General features: G+C 65.5%; 19 protein-coding genes. 4 read left to right on the plus strand and 15 right to left on the minus strand.

The window, feature by feature from the left end; genetic code table 11:
• The first annotated feature begins 11 nt into the window (after positions 1-11).
• Both FIV02_RS10290 and FIV02_RS10295 read left to right on the plus strand, forming a co-directional pair.
• The gene (locus FIV02_RS10290) at positions 12-605 is read left to right on the plus strand and encodes a 2-hydroxychromene-2-carboxylate isomerase (RefSeq protein ID WP_152490106.1); all 594 of its coding nucleotides are present in this window, start codon (positions 12-14) and stop codon (positions 603-605) included.
• A gap of 44 nt (positions 606-649) precedes the next feature.
• Complete coding sequence (locus FIV02_RS10295) at positions 650-865, plus strand: DUF3820 family protein (protein ID WP_152488555.1); 216 nt, start codon at positions 650-652, stop codon at positions 863-865.
• A gap of 74 nt (positions 866-939) precedes the next feature.
• Here the strand turns inward: FIV02_RS10295 and FIV02_RS10300 are convergent, their stop codons facing one another.
• From FIV02_RS10300 to FIV02_RS10310, 3 genes are all read right to left on the minus strand, one after another.
• Positions 940-1,188 carry a hypothetical protein gene (locus FIV02_RS10300; protein ID WP_134675989.1) on the minus strand — a complete coding sequence of 83 codons (249 nt, stop codon included), beginning with the start codon at positions 1,186-1,188 and terminating at the stop codon, positions 940-942.
• Between the two features lie 195 nt (positions 1,189-1,383).
• The gene (locus FIV02_RS10305) at positions 1,384-2,271 is read right to left on the minus strand and encodes an SDR family oxidoreductase (protein ID WP_152488556.1); all 888 of its coding nucleotides are present in this window, start codon (positions 2,269-2,271) and stop codon (positions 1,384-1,386) included.
• Positions 2,268-3,821, minus strand: a complete 1,554-nt coding sequence (locus tag FIV02_RS10310) for an NAD(P)/FAD-dependent oxidoreductase (RefSeq protein WP_152488557.1) — start codon at positions 3,819-3,821, stop codon at positions 2,268-2,270. Before FIV02_RS10310 ends, FIV02_RS10305 begins: the two co-directional genes overlap by 4 nt.
• A gap of 116 nt (positions 3,822-3,937) precedes the next feature.
• Between FIV02_RS10310 and FIV02_RS10315 the strand changes: the two genes are divergently transcribed.
• Positions 3,938-4,645, plus strand: coding sequence for a TetR family transcriptional regulator (locus FIV02_RS10315; RefSeq protein WP_047587452.1), 708 nt, complete (start codon positions 3,938-3,940; stop codon positions 4,643-4,645).
• Positions 4,646-4,789: 144 nt separating this feature from the next.
• Here FIV02_RS10315 and FIV02_RS10320 read toward each other — a convergent pair whose 3' ends face one another.
• The 4 genes from FIV02_RS10320 to fnr form a co-directional block, all read right to left on the minus strand.
• Positions 4,790-5,626: a metal-dependent hydrolase gene (locus FIV02_RS10320; RefSeq protein WP_134675987.1), complete on the minus strand. Its 837-nt coding sequence runs from the start codon at positions 5,624-5,626 to the stop codon at positions 4,790-4,792.
• A gap of 218 nt (positions 5,627-5,844) precedes the next feature.
• The gene (locus tag FIV02_RS10325) at positions 5,845-6,660 is read right to left on the minus strand and encodes an ion transporter (protein WP_152488558.1); all 816 of its coding nucleotides are present in this window, start codon (positions 6,658-6,660) and stop codon (positions 5,845-5,847) included.
• A 69-nt stretch (positions 6,661-6,729) separates the two neighbouring features.
• Positions 6,730-7,278: an adenine phosphoribosyltransferase gene (locus FIV02_RS10330; RefSeq protein ID WP_037057052.1), complete on the minus strand. Its 549-nt coding sequence runs from the start codon at positions 7,276-7,278 to the stop codon at positions 6,730-6,732.
• 43 nt (positions 7,279-7,321) lie between these two features.
• Positions 7,322-8,056 carry a fumarate/nitrate reduction transcriptional regulator Fnr gene (gene fnr, locus FIV02_RS10335; RefSeq protein ID WP_037057050.1) on the minus strand — a complete coding sequence of 245 codons (735 nt, stop codon included), beginning with the start codon at positions 8,054-8,056 and terminating at the stop codon, positions 7,322-7,324.
• A gap of 153 nt (positions 8,057-8,209) precedes the next feature.
• Between fnr and FIV02_RS10340 the strand changes: the two genes are divergently transcribed.
• Entirely contained in the window at positions 8,210-8,653 is a 444-nt protein-coding gene (locus FIV02_RS10340; protein ID WP_047587450.1) for a DUF1931 family protein, read from the plus strand.
• A 40-nt stretch (positions 8,654-8,693) separates the two neighbouring features.
• Here the strand turns inward: FIV02_RS10340 and hemN are convergent, their stop codons facing one another.
• The 8 genes from hemN to FIV02_RS10380 all read right to left on the minus strand — a co-directional run bounded on the left by hemN (position 8,694) and on the right by FIV02_RS10380 (position 16,846).
• A complete protein-coding gene (gene hemN / locus FIV02_RS10345) occupies positions 8,694-10,076 on the minus strand; it encodes an oxygen-independent coproporphyrinogen III oxidase (protein ID WP_152488559.1) in 1,383 nt (460 codons plus the stop codon).
• Positions 10,077-10,212: 136 nt separating this feature from the next.
• Positions 10,213-10,896, minus strand: a complete 684-nt coding sequence (locus FIV02_RS10350) for a sulfite exporter TauE/SafE family protein (protein WP_150609355.1) — start codon at positions 10,894-10,896, stop codon at positions 10,213-10,215.
• Positions 10,889-11,095 carry a cbb3-type cytochrome oxidase assembly protein CcoS gene (gene ccoS / locus FIV02_RS10355; RefSeq protein WP_152488560.1) on the minus strand — a complete coding sequence of 69 codons (207 nt, stop codon included), beginning with the start codon at positions 11,093-11,095 and terminating at the stop codon, positions 10,889-10,891. The genes FIV02_RS10350 and ccoS overlap by 8 nt, the downstream gene beginning before the upstream one ends.
• Before the next feature lie 59 nt (positions 11,096-11,154).
• On the minus strand, positions 11,155-13,563 hold the full coding sequence (locus FIV02_RS10360) for a heavy metal translocating P-type ATPase (protein WP_152488561.1): 2,409 nt from the start codon (positions 13,561-13,563) through the stop codon (positions 11,155-11,157).
• 2 nt (positions 13,564-13,565) lie between these two features.
• A complete protein-coding gene (locus FIV02_RS10365; RefSeq protein WP_037057032.1) occupies positions 13,566-14,084 on the minus strand; it encodes a FixH family protein in 519 nt (172 codons plus the stop codon).
• A 13-nt stretch (positions 14,085-14,097) separates the two neighbouring features.
• Positions 14,098-15,510, minus strand: a complete 1,413-nt coding sequence (ccoG, locus tag FIV02_RS10370; protein ID WP_037057029.1) for a cytochrome c oxidase accessory protein CcoG — start codon at positions 15,508-15,510, stop codon at positions 14,098-14,100.
• Between the two features lie 161 nt (positions 15,511-15,671).
• Positions 15,672-16,667 carry a cytochrome-c oxidase, cbb3-type subunit III gene (ccoP, locus tag FIV02_RS10375; RefSeq protein WP_037057022.1) on the minus strand — a complete coding sequence of 332 codons (996 nt, stop codon included), beginning with the start codon at positions 16,665-16,667 and terminating at the stop codon, positions 15,672-15,674.
• Entirely contained in the window at positions 16,664-16,846 is a 183-nt protein-coding gene (locus FIV02_RS10380) for a CcoQ/FixQ family Cbb3-type cytochrome c oxidase assembly chaperone (protein WP_037057020.1), read from the minus strand. The genes ccoP and FIV02_RS10380 overlap by 4 nt, the downstream gene beginning before the upstream one ends.
• Positions 16,847-16,849 lie beyond the last annotated feature (3 nt).

The raw sequence follows: 16,849 nt of genomic DNA on the forward strand, positions 1-16,849 counted from the left end.
GAGTGAAGCTGATGAGCAAGACGGTGGAGTTCTTCTTCGACCTGGGCAGCCCGGCCTCCTACCTGGCCCATACCCAGCTACCGGCGCTGTGCCGCGACTGTGGCGCTGCGCTGGTCTATCGGCCGATGCTGCTGGGCGGCGTCTTCCAGGCGACCGGCAACGCCTCGCCGGCGATGATTCCGGCCAAGGGGCGCTACATGATTCGCGACCTGGCGCGCTACGCCGAGCGCTACGGCGTGCCGATGCGTTTCAATCCGCATTTTCCGATCAACACCCTGACCCTCATGCGCCTGCTGGTGGCGGTGCAGCTGCACCACCCCGAGCGCCTCGACGACGCGCTGCAGGCGCTGTTCCAGGCGACCTGGGTGGATGGCGTGAACATGGGCGACCCGGCCAGGGTCGCGGAAGTGCTGGCGGCGGCCGGCCTCGACGCTGCGGCGTTGCAGCAGCAGATCGGCGAGCCCGCAGTGAAGGACGCGCTGAAGGCGACCACCGAGGAAGCGGTCAGGCGTGGCGTGTTCGGTGCGCCGACCTGCTTCGTCGGAGACGACATGTACTTCGGCCAGGACCGCCTGGACTTCGTGCGTGAGGCATTGAGTCGCTGAGGCCTGGCACAATGGGCGGATTTTTTCGACGACCCGAGCGAACGATGAACCCCGAAGCGCTGAAACTCCTGGTGACCCGCCGCATGCCGTACGGCAAGTACAAGGACCGGTTGATCGCCGACCTGCCCGGGCACTACCTCAACTGGTTCGCCCGCGAGGGGTTTCCCAAGGGCGAGCTGGGCCAGCTGCTGGCACTGATGCAGGAGATCGATCACAACGGCCTCAAGCCGTTGCTCGATCCGCTGCGCGACCGCAACTAGCTCAGGCCCGCAGCGGGAGCGCCAGGAGACGCTGCGCGGCTGGCTGGCGCCCCGCTCGTGTACGCAGGGCGCGTTCAGTGCCAGTTGCGACCGTGGTCCAGTTTCTGGTCCACCAGCCATCTGCCGTGCGCGATGGAGGCGTGCTGGGCCTTGTCCAGGTCATCCATGAAGGCGTAGTCCACCGGCAGCGTCTGGCGCTTGCTGGTGTGGCCGGCAGGATCGGTGATCTGGCAACCGCCGGCCCAGGGCGTGGGCAGGCCGGGGTGCTCCATGACACTGGCGCGGATGGTGTGGTCGCGGTGGGTGCAGGTGAGTACGCTCATGAGGCCACCTTCTGGATCAAGGTGCCGCCCTCGGTGTCGACGCCGCACCGAGGTTCCAGCCGGGGCCGGTGGCGGCGCCGCGTGGATGAGGGTGCGTCTATTGCCATACCTTAGCGCAGCTGCGGACGCCCCGGGCACTACCCGACAAACGCACAGGGCCGGCAGTGCGCCGGCCCTGTGTTCGCATGCAGCCTGCTATTCGGTCGCTTCGCTGGCCTTGCCGGCATTGCGCGGCCTCGGGGCGAAGCGTGCGGCCAGGCGCATCGACAGGGTGACCAGGCGCTGATACAGCGCCGGCATGCTGCGCTGCATCCAGTCCAGCACATGGGCGTCGGCACCGATGAGGATGCGCCGCTTGTTGGCCAGCACGCCGTTGACGATGACCTTGGCCGCCTGCTCTGGCGTCGTGCGCAGCAACTGGTCGTTGAACTGCTGGCGTGCCTGCTCGGCGGCCTGGCCGGTGACCTTGGCCAGGCTGTCGTTCATGCGTGCGGTCTTGGCGATGTTGGTGCGGATGCCGCCGGGGTGGACGCAGCTGGCGGAAACCCCGCAGTTGGCCATGTCCAGCTCCTGGCGCAGCGACTCGGTGAAGCCGCGCACGGCGAACTTGCTGGCGTTGTAGGCGCTCATGCCGGGCTGCGAGAACAGCCCGAAGACGCTGGAAACGTTGATCACATGGCCCTGGCCGGCATTCTTGAGATAGGGCAGGAAGGCCTTGGTGCCGTTGACCACGCCCCAGAAGTTGATGTTCATGATCCACTCATAGTCGGCGTGGTCGTTGCCTTCCACCGTGCCGCCCTGGGCGACGCCGGCATTGTTGAAGATGACGTTGACCCGGTCGAACTCGACGACGATCTGTTCCGCCCAGGCTTCGACGGCGGCGCGGTCGGCAACGTCGACGCGCTGTTCGCTGACGGTGACGCCCAGCTTGCGCGCCTGCTCGGCGGTTTCCCTGAGGCCCTCGACGTTGACGTCGGAGAGCGCCAGGTGGCAGCCCTGGCGAGCCAGGTGCCAGGCGAGGGCGCGGCCGATGCCGGAGCCGGCGCCGGTGATGGCGGCTACCTTGTTTTCGAAGGATTTCATGCGCTGGCCTCCTGGGCATCGAGGGCGATGGCGTTGCTTTGCGCCGGGTGGGCGGCCTGCTTGCGGCTGAAGTGGTAGGCAGGCGGGTCGAAGTGGCGGGTCAGCATGCGATAGCGCCAGGTGAAACCGGGCCATACCGTGCAGTTGCGTCCGCTGACCGGATGCAGGTACCAGCTCATGCAGCCGCCGGCGTTCCACACGGTGGCGCCGAGGGTGCCCTGGATCTTCCTGTTGAAGGCATCCTGCGCTTCGCGCTTGGGCTCCAGGCTCTGCAGGCGCCCGTCGTCGATCTGGCGCAGCGCACCGAGCACGTAGGTGATCTGCGACTCGATCATGTAGACCATGGAGTTGTGGCCCAGGCCGGTGTTCGGTCCCATCAGGAAGAACAGGTTGGGGAAGCCGGCGGTCATGGTGCCCTTGTAGGCTTCCGGGCCTTCCGGCCAGGTGTCGAGCAGGTCGACGCCGCCACGGCCGAACACCGTGCCGCGTGGCAGTGGATCGCTGGGGGTGAAGCCTGTGCCGAAGATGATCGCGTCGACGGCGCGTTCCTGGCCGTCGCTGGTGCGCACTCCATGTGGCAGGATTTCGGCGATGCCATCGGTGATCACGTCGACATTGGCCTGGCTCAGCGCCGGGTAGTAGTCATTGGAGATCAGTACCCGCTTGCAGCCCATGGTGTAGTCCGGGGTGACCTTGGCGCGCAGCACCGGGTCCTTGATCTGCTTCTTGATGTACAGCTTGGCGATTCCCTGGGCCATGCGCAGCAGGCGCGGGGCGAAGGCGAAGGCGATCACCCGGCTTTCGAGGATACTGTAGAGGGCGCCGCGCCAGAGTTTCTGCGCCAGCGGGAAGCGCTTGAAGCGGCTGCGCTCGTTGTCGCGGATGGCGCGATCCGGCTTGGGCATGATCCACGGAGCGGTGCGCTGGTAGAGGTCGAGGTGCTCGACCTGCTTCTGGATCTGCGGCACGAACTGAATGGCCGAGGCACCGGTGCCGATCACCGCCACGCGTTTGCCGGAAAGGTCGTAGTCGTGGTTCCACTGCTGCGAGTGGAACACCTCGCCGCTGAAGTTCTCCAGGCCCTTGAGCGCGGGAATCGATGGCGTGGACAAGGCGCCCATCCCCGACACCACGAACTGCGCGCTGTAGCGGTTGCCAGCGCGATCCAGCAGGTGCCACAGCTCGGCCTGTTCGTCCCAGCGGATCTCCACCACCTCGGTGCCGAGCCGGGTCTTGTCCTGCAGGCGATATTTCTCCCAGCAGCCTTCCAGGTAGGCCCTGATTTCCGGCTGTTTGGCGAACATGCGCGTCCAGTTCGGATTCGGTTCGAAGGAGAAGGAGTAAAGGTGCGATTGCACGTCGCAGCCGCAGCCTGGGTAATTGTTCACGCGCCAGGTGCCGCCGACGCCGGCCTCCTTTTCGAACAGCAGGAAGTCCTGCTCGCCCTGTTGCCTGAGGCGGATGGCCATACCGAGGCCGGAAAAGCCGCTGCCGAGGATGGCGATCTTGCAATGGCGGGCAGCGGTAGGGGGTGACACGGGCGCATTCATGGCCGGACTCCTGCTTGTCGTTCTTGTTGGTGTCTACATCTGTATACCAAGGTAGACATGTGTATACTCGGCGGCAAGGCATCGGGCCAGCAAGCCAACTTTAGATAGGGGAAGGGATGCACGACGACGAAGCGCAGGTGCGTGACAAGGCCAGCGAGGCGCCCGGCAAGCGCCTGCTGATGGAGGCGGCGTTACGCCTCACCTCAACCAGCCGCAGCCTCAGCAGCCTGGGACTGCGCGAACTGGCCCGCGAGGCGGGCCTCAACCCCAATACCTTCTACCGGCACTTTCGCGATGTCGACGATCTCGGCCTGAACGTGATCGGCGAGATCACCCGCTTGTTGCGCCAGCCGTTGCGTGACCTGCGCCGCGAGGCGGCACAGCGCGCGGTCAAGGAGCAGGGGCCGGCACTGCCCAGGCTGCTGGGGATCGACCTGGGGCGTGGGCGGCGCGTCTGTCACGAGACGGTGCAGCTGTTCTTCGACTTCGTTGCCGCGCACCCGGAGGCCTTCATCATCGGTGTCCGCGAGCTGCATGGCGCCTCACCGGTGCTGCGCGAGGCCCTGCGCCGGGTGATGGATGATTTCGCCGACGACATGGCCGCCGACATCGTCGAGTTCAAGCTGCTGCCGGGGATCGTCAGTGCGGCGGCCGTGCGTCAGGTCTCGGGGCTGATCAGTCGCAGTCTGTTCGAGCAGTCGCTGGACTATATCGGCCAGCCGCATCGGCGCGAGGCGATCTGTGCATTGGCCGAGGAGCAGATCGTCATGCTGTTCACCGGCGCCAGCGTGCTGCAGAGCATGGGGCAGCTGCGGCTGGGCTGAGGGACGCCGGCGGCGGTGAGATATGCAGGGCATGGAGGGCTGTTGTAGGAGCGGCTTAAGCCGCGATGCCTTTCGCGGTTGACGACGTTCCTGCAGTTGCACACTTGCATGAAAAAGGGCGGCCTGGGCCGCCCTGCAGGGGTATCAGCTGTTGAAGCCGAGGCGTTCGCGCCAGCGGTTCTCCAGCTTCTCGGTGTCGTGATCCTTCGGATGGAAGCCGGGCCGGTAGTAGTCCAGGTAAGGGCCGATCAGCTTGGTGAAGAAACCGTTGCGCGGGCCGAACAGCTTCTTCAGGCCGAAGCCCCAGCTGCGCCAGTTGAACAGCTGACCATCCTTGCGCAGCAGGTGGATCTGGAACCAGCCGATCACGCCGAAGAAGATCACGGTGGTCAGCAGCATCACCAGGGTCCGGGTGAAGTAGCCGCCGTAGACCTTCTGGTAGACGTCGTAGCAGACCGCCTTGTGCTCGTTCTCCTCGATCGCGTGCCACATCCACAGCTGATAGAGCTTGGGATCGTTCATCTGCGTGGTGAGGTCTTCGCGCTTGAGCAGCTGTTCGGCCATGGTCGCGGTGAAGTGTTCCAGGGCGCAGGTGGCGGCCAGACGATGCTTCTTGGTGCTGAAGCGGGTGACCCATTCCAGCAGCACCTTGATGCGCAGCTCCAGGCGCTCCAGGTCGATATCGTGGGCATTGGCGTAGTCGTTGTACGCCGCGTGCTCCTTGGAGTGCATGGCCTCCTGGCCGATGAAGGCACTGATGTCCTTCTTCAGCTGCGGCTCGCTGACCTGGTCGCGGACCGCCCGTACGCTGTCGACGAAGAACTTCTCGCCGTAGGGAAACAGCGACGACAGGTTGTTCATGAACTGGCTCATGAAGGGGTCGTCGTAGAACCAGTATTTCGGTGTCTCGCTGAAGCTGAAATCCATGCGGCGAACCGGGAAGCTGGATTTCGTTTGGGGCAGGGTGGCGCTGGCGCTCATCGTTCGTGTCCTCTTAAGGGGAGTTGGCGCTCCCGGTTATCGTGCGGCTCCGGGTGACAGCATTCGGGTCGAGGTGCCGGGACCTCGACAGGCCAACTGTGTCATTGAACGATGTAACTATCGGGTGTGGCGGCGCCTGGCGCCGCCAACTTAAGGCGGGTGTGCTGCCTGGGGAGGGGCGCGACCCGACGCGAGACGCCGGGCGCGCGAAGCGCGGATCAGGGCGTGTTGCGGCGCAGTTCGGCCACTTCACTGCGCAGGGCGCGCAGTTCGTCGAGAATGGCCTGTTCGCGTGCGGCGGCGGCCAGCTCCTCGGCGCTCGGCTCGTGCGTGCTCTGCATGGCGTTGACGATCACCGCGATGAACAGGTTGAGCATCATGAAGGTGGCGACGAGAATGTAGGGCACGAAGAACAGCCAGGCCAGCGGGTGCTGTTCCATGATCGGGCGCACGATGCCCATCGACCAGCTTTCCAGGGTCATCACCTGGAACAGGGTGTACAGGCTGGCGCCGATGTTACCGAACCACTCAGGGAAGCTCGCGCCGAACAGCTGCGTGGCCATCACCGCCGCGACGTAGAACACCAGCCCCATCAGCATGACGATGCTGCCCATGCCGGGCAGCGAGGCGAGCAGGGCCTGCACCACCTTGCGCATGCTCGGGTTGATCGAGACCAGACGCAGCACCCGCAGTACGCGCAGGGCGCGCAATACGGCGAAGGGGCCGCTGGCGGGCACCAGGGCGATGGCCACCACCACGCAGTCGAATACCGCCCAGGGATTGCGCAGCAGGGCGACGCCGTGGGCCGCGAAGCGCAGCGCCAGCTCGATCACGAAGCAAGCGAGGATCAGGCTGTCGAGGATCAGCAGCGGCTTACCCCAGTCCGCCATGAGCGCCGGCGAGGTCTGCAGGCCGAGAATGGCGGCGTTGATGATGATCAGCAGGGTGACCACGCGTTGTGTGATCAGGCTGTCCATCCGGGCACCCAGGCGCTTGCGCCAGTCGGGTGATTGGTCGAGTTCGAATGCTTGCATAGTCATTTCAGCGAGAAGGGTCGATGGGTACCCGAGCGTGACCCGCCGCGAGAGGGCGGGTCCGGAGGCTCAATGGTCGTCGAGAGCGAAGGCGGTCAGGGTGAAGGTGGCGATGCCGGCATCCTGGAGTTTCTGCGAACCGCCCAGCTCGGGCAGGTCGATGATGGCGGCGGCCTCGAACACATCGGCGCCCATGCGTCGCACCAGGTTGGCGGCGGCGATCAGGGTACCGCCAGTGGCGATCAGGTCATCGAAGACCAGCACCGAGTCGCCCTCGCAGAGGCTGTCGGCATGCACTTCGAGGAAGGCTTCGCCGTACTCGGTCTGGTAGCCCTCGCTGAGGACATCCGCCGGCAGCTTGCCCTGCTTGCGGAACAGTACCAGCGGCTTGTTCAGCTCGTAGGCGATGATCGAGCCGATCAGGAAGCCACGGGCATCCATGGCGCCGATATGGCTGAACTCGGCTTCGACGTAGCGCTGGATGAAGCTGTCGGCCACCAGGCGCAGCGCGCGTGGTGACTGGAACAGCGGAGTGATGTCGCGGAAGATCACGCCCGGCTTGGGAAAGTCCGGTACCGGGCGGATCAGGGTCTTGATGCTGAATTCGTCGAAAATCATCGTGGGGTCCTGAATGCGTTGAGCCCGCGAGAATCGTGCGAACTCAAACGTCTAGATTGCCGCCAGCCAGGGCGCACAGCTCGATCGGATCGAGAATGTGCACTTCCTTGCCCTCGGCTTCGAGCAGCTTGTTCTGCTGAAAGCGGGTAAATACGCGAGACACCGTCTCGACCGCAAGGCCCAAATAGTTACCAATTTCGTTGCGCGACATGGCCAGGCGGAACTGGTTGGCCGAGAAACCGCGTGCGCGGAAACGGGCCGAGAGGTTGACCAGGAACGTCGCGATGCGTTCGTCGGCGGTCTTCTTCGAGAGCAGCAGCATCATCTGCTGATCGTCACGAATCTCGCGGCTCATGATGCGCATCAGCTGGCGACGCAGTTGTGGCAGTTGCAGGGCCAGGTCGTCCAGGCGCTCGAAGGGAATCTCGCACACGGAGGTGGTTTCCAGGGCCTGGGCGGAGACCGGGTAGCGCTCGCCATCGACGCCGGACAGGCCGACCAGTTCACTGGGCAGGTGGAAGCCGGTGATCTGCTCCTCGCCGCCATCGCTCAGGCCGAAGGTCTTCAGGGCGCCGGAACGTACCGCGAAAACGGAGCCGAAGGCATCGCCCTGGCGGAACAGGAACTCGCCTTTCTTCAGCGGACGGCCACGCTTGACGATGTCGTCCAGCGCGTCCATGTCCTCCATGTTCAGCGAAATGGGCAGGCACAGGGCAGCCAGGCTGCAATCCTTGCAATGGGCTTGATGTTGCGTACGCAACTTGATGCTCTCGGACATCGTTGGGCTTCCCGATATACACGCAATGCTCGTAAGGGTACCGCAGCGGGGCAGGCAGGGGCTAGCTATCTGAGGCCTGACCGGATGCTCAAGTTTATTCCGCGGCGGCCGATGCAGACTGTAGCACTATCGTCCAAGGCAGGGAGCAGCGTGATGCGTATCGATATCGGCGGGTCGCTGGGCAATCTCGTCCAGGGCGTTCAGCGACAAAATACCGCAGTGGAAAGGAGCCCGGAGGAGGTGCGCGAAGGGCTTCGCGTGAGCCTTTCCAACCTGGGCAAGAGCATGTCGGCGAGCGCCGAGAAGAACAAGGACATCGACGACAGCGACCTGCCCAGGGCGATCAAGGACCTGCTGAAGATGATCCGTGAGCTGCGCGCGCAGATCGCCGAGAAACAGGCGCAGATCGAGGCGCTGATGAGCGATCAGAGCCTCGATCCGGAGGCGAAGCGCCAGCAACTGGAAGGGTTGCAAAGTGAGCTGGCGTCACTCAACGGCGCCCTGACCTCGGCCAATGCCAATCTGATCAAGCTGATCCGTGAGAGCAACCTCACCGAGCAGCAGATGCAGACGGTGGCGAGCCTGTCCGTGGCCTGACTCGCCTGCCAGCGCCTGGGCAGCGCTGGCGCTCGGCGCTTCAGATCACCCGTGAGAAGCGTTGGCGCACCTGGTCGTTCAGGTAGCGGTCGAACAGCATGCACAGCGAGCGCACCAGCAGGCGTCCGGCAGGGCGCACGCGGATGCTGTGTTCGCCCAGCTCGATCAGGCCGTCGTCATGCAGGCGCTGCAGGTCTGGCCAGAGGGCAGCGAAATAGTCGCGGAAGTCGATGGCGTAGGCGTGCTCGATACCGCGGAAATCCAGTTCGAAATGACAGATCAGCTGCTGGATCACCGCGCGGCGCAGGCGGTCGTCGGCGTTGCAATGCAGGCCGCGACGGGTGGCCAGCTGGCCGTTGCCGAGGCTTTGCTGGTAGCTGGCGATGTCGCTGTCGTTCTGGCTGTAGAGGTCGCCGACCTGGCTGATGGCCGACACGCCCAGGCCGATCAGGTCGCAATGGCCGTGGGTGGTGTAGCCCTGGAAGTTGCGCTGCAGGGTGCCTTCTTCCTGGGCAATCGCCAGTTCGTCATCCGGCAGGGCGAAGTGGTCCATGCCGATGTAGCGGTAGCCCGCGTTGGCCAGCTGCTCGATGCTGGCCTGGAGCATGGCCAGCTTGTCGGCTGCCGCTGGCAGGTCCTCGCTGTTGATGCGCCGCTGCGGCATGAAGCGCTCGGGCAGGTGGGCGTAGTTGAACACCGAGAGGCGGTCCGGTTGCAGGGCGATCACCTCGGCAACGGTACGGGCGAAGCGCTCCGGCGTCTGCTTGGGCAGGCCGTAGATCAGGTCGATGTTCACCGAGCGGAACTGCAGGGTGCGCGCAGCCTCGATGATGGCGCGGGTTTCTTCCAGCGTCTGCAGGCGATTGACCGCACGCTGCACCTCCGGGTCGAGATCCTGCACGCCCAGGCTGACGCGATTGAAGCCCAGCTCGCGCAGCAGGCCCATGGTCGACCAGTCCGCTTCGCGGGGGTCGATCTCGATGCTGTAGTCGCCGGAATCGTCATCCAGCAGGTTGAAATGCTGACGCAGGTGCTGCATCAGCCGGCGCAGCTCGTCGTGGTTGAGAAAGGTGGGCGTGCCGCCGCCGAAGTGCAGCTGCTCGATGACCTGCTCCTTGCCGATGTAGCGGCTGACCATCTCGATCTCGCGCTCGAGCTTCTCCAGGTAGGGCAGGGCGCGGCCACGGTCCTTGGTGATCACCTTGTTGCAGGCGCAGTAGTAGCAGATGTGCGCGCAGAACGGGATGTGCACGTACAGCGACAGCGGGCGGCCGGCCTTGCGGCTGTCACGCAGGGCGTGCAGCAGGTCGAACGGACCGATGTCGTCGTGGAACTGCACGGCAGTCGGGTAGGAGGTGTAGCGTGGGCCGGCGAGATCGTAGCGGCGGATCAGATCGGCGTCCCACTGGATGGCTTCGAGCATGGGAAATAATCCTGGTCAGGCTGTGCGGCCAGTCTAGGGATGCAGCTGGGCGGGCGGCTTGATCTGAATCAAGGGCAGGCGGGGTGCGGTGGGTTGTCGCTGCCGGACCCGGATAGCATCCGGGCCAGGGAAGGGTTCAGTGGCCCATCAGCCAGTGCTGGTGCGGACCGGGCAGGGTCCAGAGGCCGAACAGGATCACCAGCAGGCCACCCGCCATGCGGATGCCGCGCTGGCGCAGCAGGGCGGTGATGCGTTCGGCGGCGAGGCCGGTGGCCAGCAGGACCGGCCAGGTGCCGAGACCGAACGCCAGCATCAGCAGGGCGCTGACGCGGGCATCGCCCTGGCTGGAGGCCCACAGCAGGGTGCTGTAGACCAGGCCGCAGGGCAGCCAGCCCCACAGGCCGCCGAGCACCAGCGCGCGCGGCAGGCTGCTGACCGGCATGAAGCGGCGGGTGAGCGGCTGGATATGCCGCCACAGGCCACGGCCGAGCGCCTCGATGCGGGTCAGGCCGCTCCACCAGCCGGCCAGGTACAGGCCCATGGCGATCAGCAGCAGGGCCGCCAGGCTGCGCATGACGACCTCGGCGGCGCTGCCGCGCACGGCCCAGCCCGCCAGGCCGAGCAGCAGCCCGGCGGCGCTGTAGCTGAGGATGCGCCCGAGGTTGTAGGCCAGCAGCAGCTGCAGGCGGCGACCACGTTGTTGGGGGGGGATGGCCAGGGTCAGGGCGCCCATCAGGCCGCCGCACATGCCCAGGCAATGGCCGCCGCCGAGCAGACCGAGAATCAGGGCTGACACCAGCAGGGGCGCCAGCTCAAGCATCGGGCTTGTCCTGCTTGCTCTGCTCTTCGGCCTGTTTCACGCCCGCCTTGTGCAGCGGGTCTTCGTCATCGAAGAGAATGCTGTGCGCGGGGCCGTCGAGGTCGTCGTACTGGCCGCTGTCCACGGCCCAGAAGAACAGCCAGATGGCGAAGGCGGCCAGGGCGATGGCGACGGGGATCAGGATGTAGAGCGCGGGCATGCGGTCTCCGTGGGGGCGTATGGGTAGGCACGCACAGCGCCGGCGAGCGCGGTTCGTGCCTAGCTGTTCGGGCTGCGGCTCAGGCGCAGGGCATTGAGCACGACCAGCAGTGAGCTGAACGACATGCCGACCGCCGCCCAGATGGGGGTGATCCAGCCGAGCGCGGCGAAGGGCAGGACCATGCCATTGTACAGCGTCGCCCAGCACAGGTTCTCGATGATGATCCGTCGCGTGCGCCTGGCCATGGCCAGACCCTGTACCAGGCTGCCCAGACGGTTGGACAGCAGGACCGCATCGGCGCTGGTCTTGGCCAGGTCGGAGGCCGAGCCCATGGCCACGCTGATATCGGCTGCCGCCAGGACCGGCACATCGTTGACGCCATCGCCGAGCATCAGCACACGGCGTCCCTCGCCGTGCAGCTGCTTGAGCACTGCCAGCTTGGCGTCCGGCGTCAGGCCGCCACGGGCGTCCTCGATACCGAGCTGGTGCGCTACCTCGGCGACCATCGGCGAGCTGTCGCCCGACAGCAGGTGGATGTGCCAGCCACGCTCGCGGGCGGCGGCGATCAGCTCGGGAGCGTCGTCGCGCAGGCGATCGTCGAGGACGAACCAGGCCAGTGGCCCCTGTTCGTCGCCCAGCAGCAACCACTGGCCGTGCTCTCCGGCAATCACCGGTGCCTCCTGGCCGCTCAGCGCGCAGACGAAGCGGGCCTCGCCGATGCGCAGCAGACGGCCATCGACGCTGCCCTGCAGGCCCAGGCCCGGATGGCTGTCGACCGCATCGGCGGCCCGTGGTGCCTGGCCGAAGGCGCGGGCGATGGGGTGCTCGGAGCGGTTTTCCAGGGCGGCGGCCAGCGCCAGGCAGTTGTCCTGATCCAGTTCGCGCAGCGGATAGATGGCGCTCAGGGTGAGGCGTCCCTCGGTGAGCGTGCCGGTCTTGTCCAGCACCAGCGTGTCGATATGGTTGAGCCCTTCGAGGACATGGCCACGGGTCAGCAGCATGCCCAGCTTGTGCAGGCTGCCGGTCGCGGTGGTCAGCGCCGTCGGTGTGGCCAGGGCCAGTGCGCAGGGGCAGGTGGCGACCAGCAGGGCGAGCACGACCCAGAAGGCGCGACTGGAGTCGATTTCCCACCAGATGAAACCGACCAGGGCGGCGGCCAGCAGGATGAACAGCAGAAACCACTGCGAAACGCGATCGGCGATCTCCGCCAGGCGCGGTTTCTCGCTCTGCGCACGTTCGAGCAGGCGGACGATGGCGGACAGCCGCGTGGCATCGCCCAGGGCCTGGACTTCCACGGTCAGCGGGCCTTCGACGTTCAGGGTGCCGGCGGTGACGCTGTCGCCGATAGCGCGCGCCTGCGGCAGGTATTCGCCGGTCAGCAGGGATTCGTCGACGCTGGACTGGCCGGCGAGAATGCGCCCGTCGGCAGGCACCAGCGAGCCGGGTTGCACCAGCACCCGTTCGCCGATCTGCAGTTCGCTGAGCAGGATGCGCTGGCTCTGGCCGTCATCGGCCAGGCGCAGGCAGGAGGCAGGCAGCAACTGGACCAGTTGTGCGGTCGCCGCAGCGGTTCTCTCGCGCGCACGCCGCTCCAGATAGCGTCCGGCGAGGAGGAACAGGGCGAACATGCCCACGGCGTCGAAGTACAGCTCGCCGACTCCGGTGACGGTGGACCAGATGCCCGCGACGTAGGCCCCGCCGATCGCCAGGGAGACGGAGATGTCCATGGTCAGGTGGCGGGTACGCAGGTCGCGCAGGGCGCCGCGGAAGAACTGCCCGCAGCAGTAGAAGACGATGGGCGTGGTGAGGAACAGGCTGGTCCAGCGCAGGATCTTGTCCAGCTCGGGCGTCAGGTCGACGTTGAATTCCGGCCAGGTGGCCATGGCCGCCATCATCACCTGCATCCACAGCAGGCCGGCCACGCCCAGCTCGCGCATGCGCCTGCGGTTCTCCGCCGCCAGCCGCTCGGCGGCCTCGTCCGCGTGCCAGGGGTGAGCGGCATAACCGATGCGGCGCAACTCGGCGAGCAACTGGCTGAGCGGGATCTGGCTGTCCTGCCAGCGCACCTGCAGGCGGTGGTTGGACAGGTTCAGGTGCGCCTCGGCCACGCCGGGCACGCCACGCAGGTGTTTCTCGATCAGCCAGCCGCAGGCGGCGCAACTGATGCCTTCGATCAGCAGCTGGGTTTCGCTCAGCTCGCCCTCGTGCTGCACGAAGGGCTGTTGCACGTCGCTGCGGTCGTACAGCGCCAGCTCGTCGGGCAGGGCCTTGGGCAGGGTCTGCGGGTTGGCGGCGTTTTCGCTGCGGTGGCTGTAGTAGTGCTCGAGGCCGCCGGCGACGATGGCTTCCGCCACGGCCTGGCAGCCGGGGCAGCAGAGGTCACGGGGCTGGCCGAGGACCGTGGCGTGGAAATGACTGCCGGTGGGAACCGGCAGTCCGCAGTGATAGCAGGGCGTAGGGGCGGGCATGATCAGTAGGAGGGATTGTCACCGATCATGATGGCCTTGCCGTCGGCAATGTTCTCTTCCTCGAACAGGCGCCAGCTCTGGCTGCCTTCCTGGCCCAGCAGTTCGACGAAGCGCCGGCCGCTGACCTGGTCGACCATCTGGCCACGGTACTGGCCATCGGCGCCGGGCTGCAGAATGACGCGACGATCGCGCTCCGGCTGGGTCGGCGAGATCAGGTTGAGGACGATCTGCTGCGGGCGGCTGTTGCCCTCCAGCACCAGGGTCGCGACGCCAGTGGCGCCATCGAGCACCAGCTCGCCGTGGAGTTGCAGGCGCTCGGCCAGTTGCTCGCGCTCCAGCGATTGGTTGATGCCCTTGCCGACGTCGTAGTAGTCATCGGAAATCAGCCCGGGTGGATTGCGCGTGGCCAGCGTGAGCAGGGCCAGGCCCTGCACCACGGAGTAGCCCAGCAGGGCGATGATGAACCAGGGCCAGAACTGCTTGTACCAGGGTTTTGCTGGCGATGGTGCGTGTTCGGTCATGCTCTTTCCGTTGTCAGCGGACGCTTGGGCCGATGAAGCGGCTGTCGGCGTCGTTCTTGATACTGGGGTCATCCGCGGATTGTACGTGGAAGACGATGTTGTTGGCGCTGGAAGGCAGCTTCTCCGGCGCGATGGAGAGTTCCACCGGGAAGGAGTAGACCTCGCCCGCCAGGGCGCGAACCTCGCGCTTGCCTTCGTAGACCAGGCCGTCGAGACCGTCGGCGGTGATCACGTAGGTCATGTCGTGCTGCGCCTTGTTCATGATCTTCAGGGTGTAGACGTTCTCGATGTGGCCGCGCTCGTTCTCGCGGAACAGCACGCGGTCCTTGAGCACGTCCAGCTCGACCAGCGGGCGGTTGGCCACGGCCCAGGCGAACAGGCCGATCATGGCGACGAGCGCGACAGCGTACCCGATCAGGCGCGGGCGCAGCAGGTGGGTCTTGCGTCCTGACAGGTTGTGTTCAGTGGTGTAGCTGATCAGCCCCTTGGGATAGTTCATCTTCTCCATGATGCTGTCGCAGGCGTCGATGCAGGCGGCGCAACCGATGCACTCGATCTGCAGGCCGTCACGGATGTCGATGCCGGTGGGGCAGACGTGCACGCACATCTTGCAGTCGATGCAGTCGCCCAGGCCCTGGGCCTTGTAGTCGGCGTCCTTCTTGCGCGGGCCGCGAGACTCGCCGCGACGCGGATCGTAGGAGACGATCAGGGTGTCCTGGTCGAACATCACGCTCTGGAAGCGCGCGTAGGGACACATGTAGATACATACCTGTTCGCGCAGGTAGCCGGCGTTGCCATAGGTGGCCAGGGTGAAGAAGCCGACCCAGAACAGCGCCCAGCCGCCGGCCTGTAGCGTCAGCAGCTCGGGAATCAGGTCGCGGATGGGGGTGAAGTAGCCGACGAAGGTGATCGCGGTGAGCAGGGACACGCCCAGCCAGATGCCGTGCTTGGCCACCTTGCGTGCCAGCTTGTGGCCGCTCATCTGCTGCTTGTCCAGCTTCATGCGCTGGTTGCGGTCGCCCTCGGTGACCTTCTCGGCCCACATGAACACCCAGGTGAACACGCTCTGCGGGCAGGTGTAGCCGCACCAGACGCGGCCTGCGAACACGGTGATGAAGAACAGGCCGAAGGCGCAGATGATCAGCAGCCAGGACAGCAGCATGAAGTCCTGTGGCCAGTAGGTGGCGCCGAAGATGTGGAACTTGCGCTCCGGCAGGTTCCACCAGACGGCCTGACGGCCTTCCCAGTTCAGCCAGACGGTGCCGAAGAACAGAATGAACAGCAGTGCTCCGCCTGCGCGACGCAGGTTGCGGAACAGGCCGGTGAATGCGCGGGTGTAGATCTTCTCGCGGCTGGCGTACAGATCGACGCTGGCATTCTTGGCGGAAGGAGGGGTGATGTCCTGGACGGGAATCTGTTCGCTCATCAATGCATACCACGGCGGTTGGTTGGCAGCCCGGGCCGATGCGTGCCGGTCAGGGTCAGTTCACGGTGGCTATATGGTACGCCTGAAAGACAACGCCCGGGTGCGACCAGCAGTCGCGACCCGGGCGTTCATTGACCCTTGTCAAAAGAGTCCTTCTACGCTTACTGCTCCTGCGCCTTGTGCGACAGGCTGTAAACGTAAGCGGCCAGCAGGTGGACCTTGTCGTTGCCGAGGAATTCTTCCTGGGCCGGCATCTTGCCGTGACGACCGTAGCGGATGGTCTGCTGCAGTTGCGCGTAGCTGCTGCCGTAGATGAACGCTGCCGGGTTGGTCAGGTTCGGGGCGCCCAGGGCAGGGGTACCCTTGCCGTCGGCGCCGTGGCAGGCGAAGCAGGTACCGGCGAAGACCTTCTGGCCCGCTTCGATGTCGGCTTCGGTGCCTTCCGGCAGCTCACGACCCGCCAGCTGGGTCAGGACGTAGGCGGCGACGTTGCGCACGCCATCTTCGCCGATGACCGGACCCTGAGGCGTCATGGCACCTTCGCGACCCTTGAGGATGGTGGTCTTGATGGTTTCCGGCTCGCCGCCCCAGCGCCATTCGTTGTCGGTCAGGTTGGGGAAGCCGTAGCTGCCCTTGGCATCGGAACCGTGGCACACCGAGCAGTTGGAAGCGAACAGACGGCCACCCATTTTCAGGGCTTGCTCGTCCTTGGCCACTTCCTCGATGGGCATGGCAGCGTACTTGGCGAACAGCGGGCCGTATTGCTCGTCGGCGCGCGCCATTTCCTTCTCCCACTGGTGCACGCCGGTCCAGCCCGCGTGACGCATGGAGCCGTCGGCGATCTGTACGCCGGCAGCGAAGGGGGTCTTGCTCTCGCTGTCGACGTAGTCGTAGCCCGGCAGCAGGCCTTTCCAGTTGCCCAGGCCCGGGTAGAGGGCCAGGTAGCCGAGGGCGAAGATGATGGTGGCGACGAACAGCATGAACCACCACTTCGGCAGCGGGTTGTCATACTCCTCGATGCCATCGAAGCTGTGGCCGACGGTTTCGTCGGTCACTTCCTGGCGCTGGCCCTTGCGGGTGCCGAAGATCAGCCAGGTCAGGGCGAAGATGGTGCCCAGGGAGAGGATGGTTACGTACCAACTCCAGAACGTGGTCATTGGTTATTGCTCCTGGAAGAGTCTTGGTCGCGCTTGGTTTCGGGATCATCCGCGAAGGGCAGGTTGGCGGCCTCGTCGAAGCCCGACTTGCGCTTGCTGCTGTAGGCCCAGAGCACCACGCTGATGAAGGCGATGAACACCACCGCCGTGCCGATTCCGCGAATAGTCCCGATATCCATGGC

The sequence above is a fragment of the Pseudomonas sp. THAF187a genome (assembly GCF_009363395.1).
GTDB classification, from domain to species: domain Bacteria; phylum Pseudomonadota; class Gammaproteobacteria; order Pseudomonadales; family Pseudomonadaceae; genus Aquipseudomonas; species Aquipseudomonas khazarica.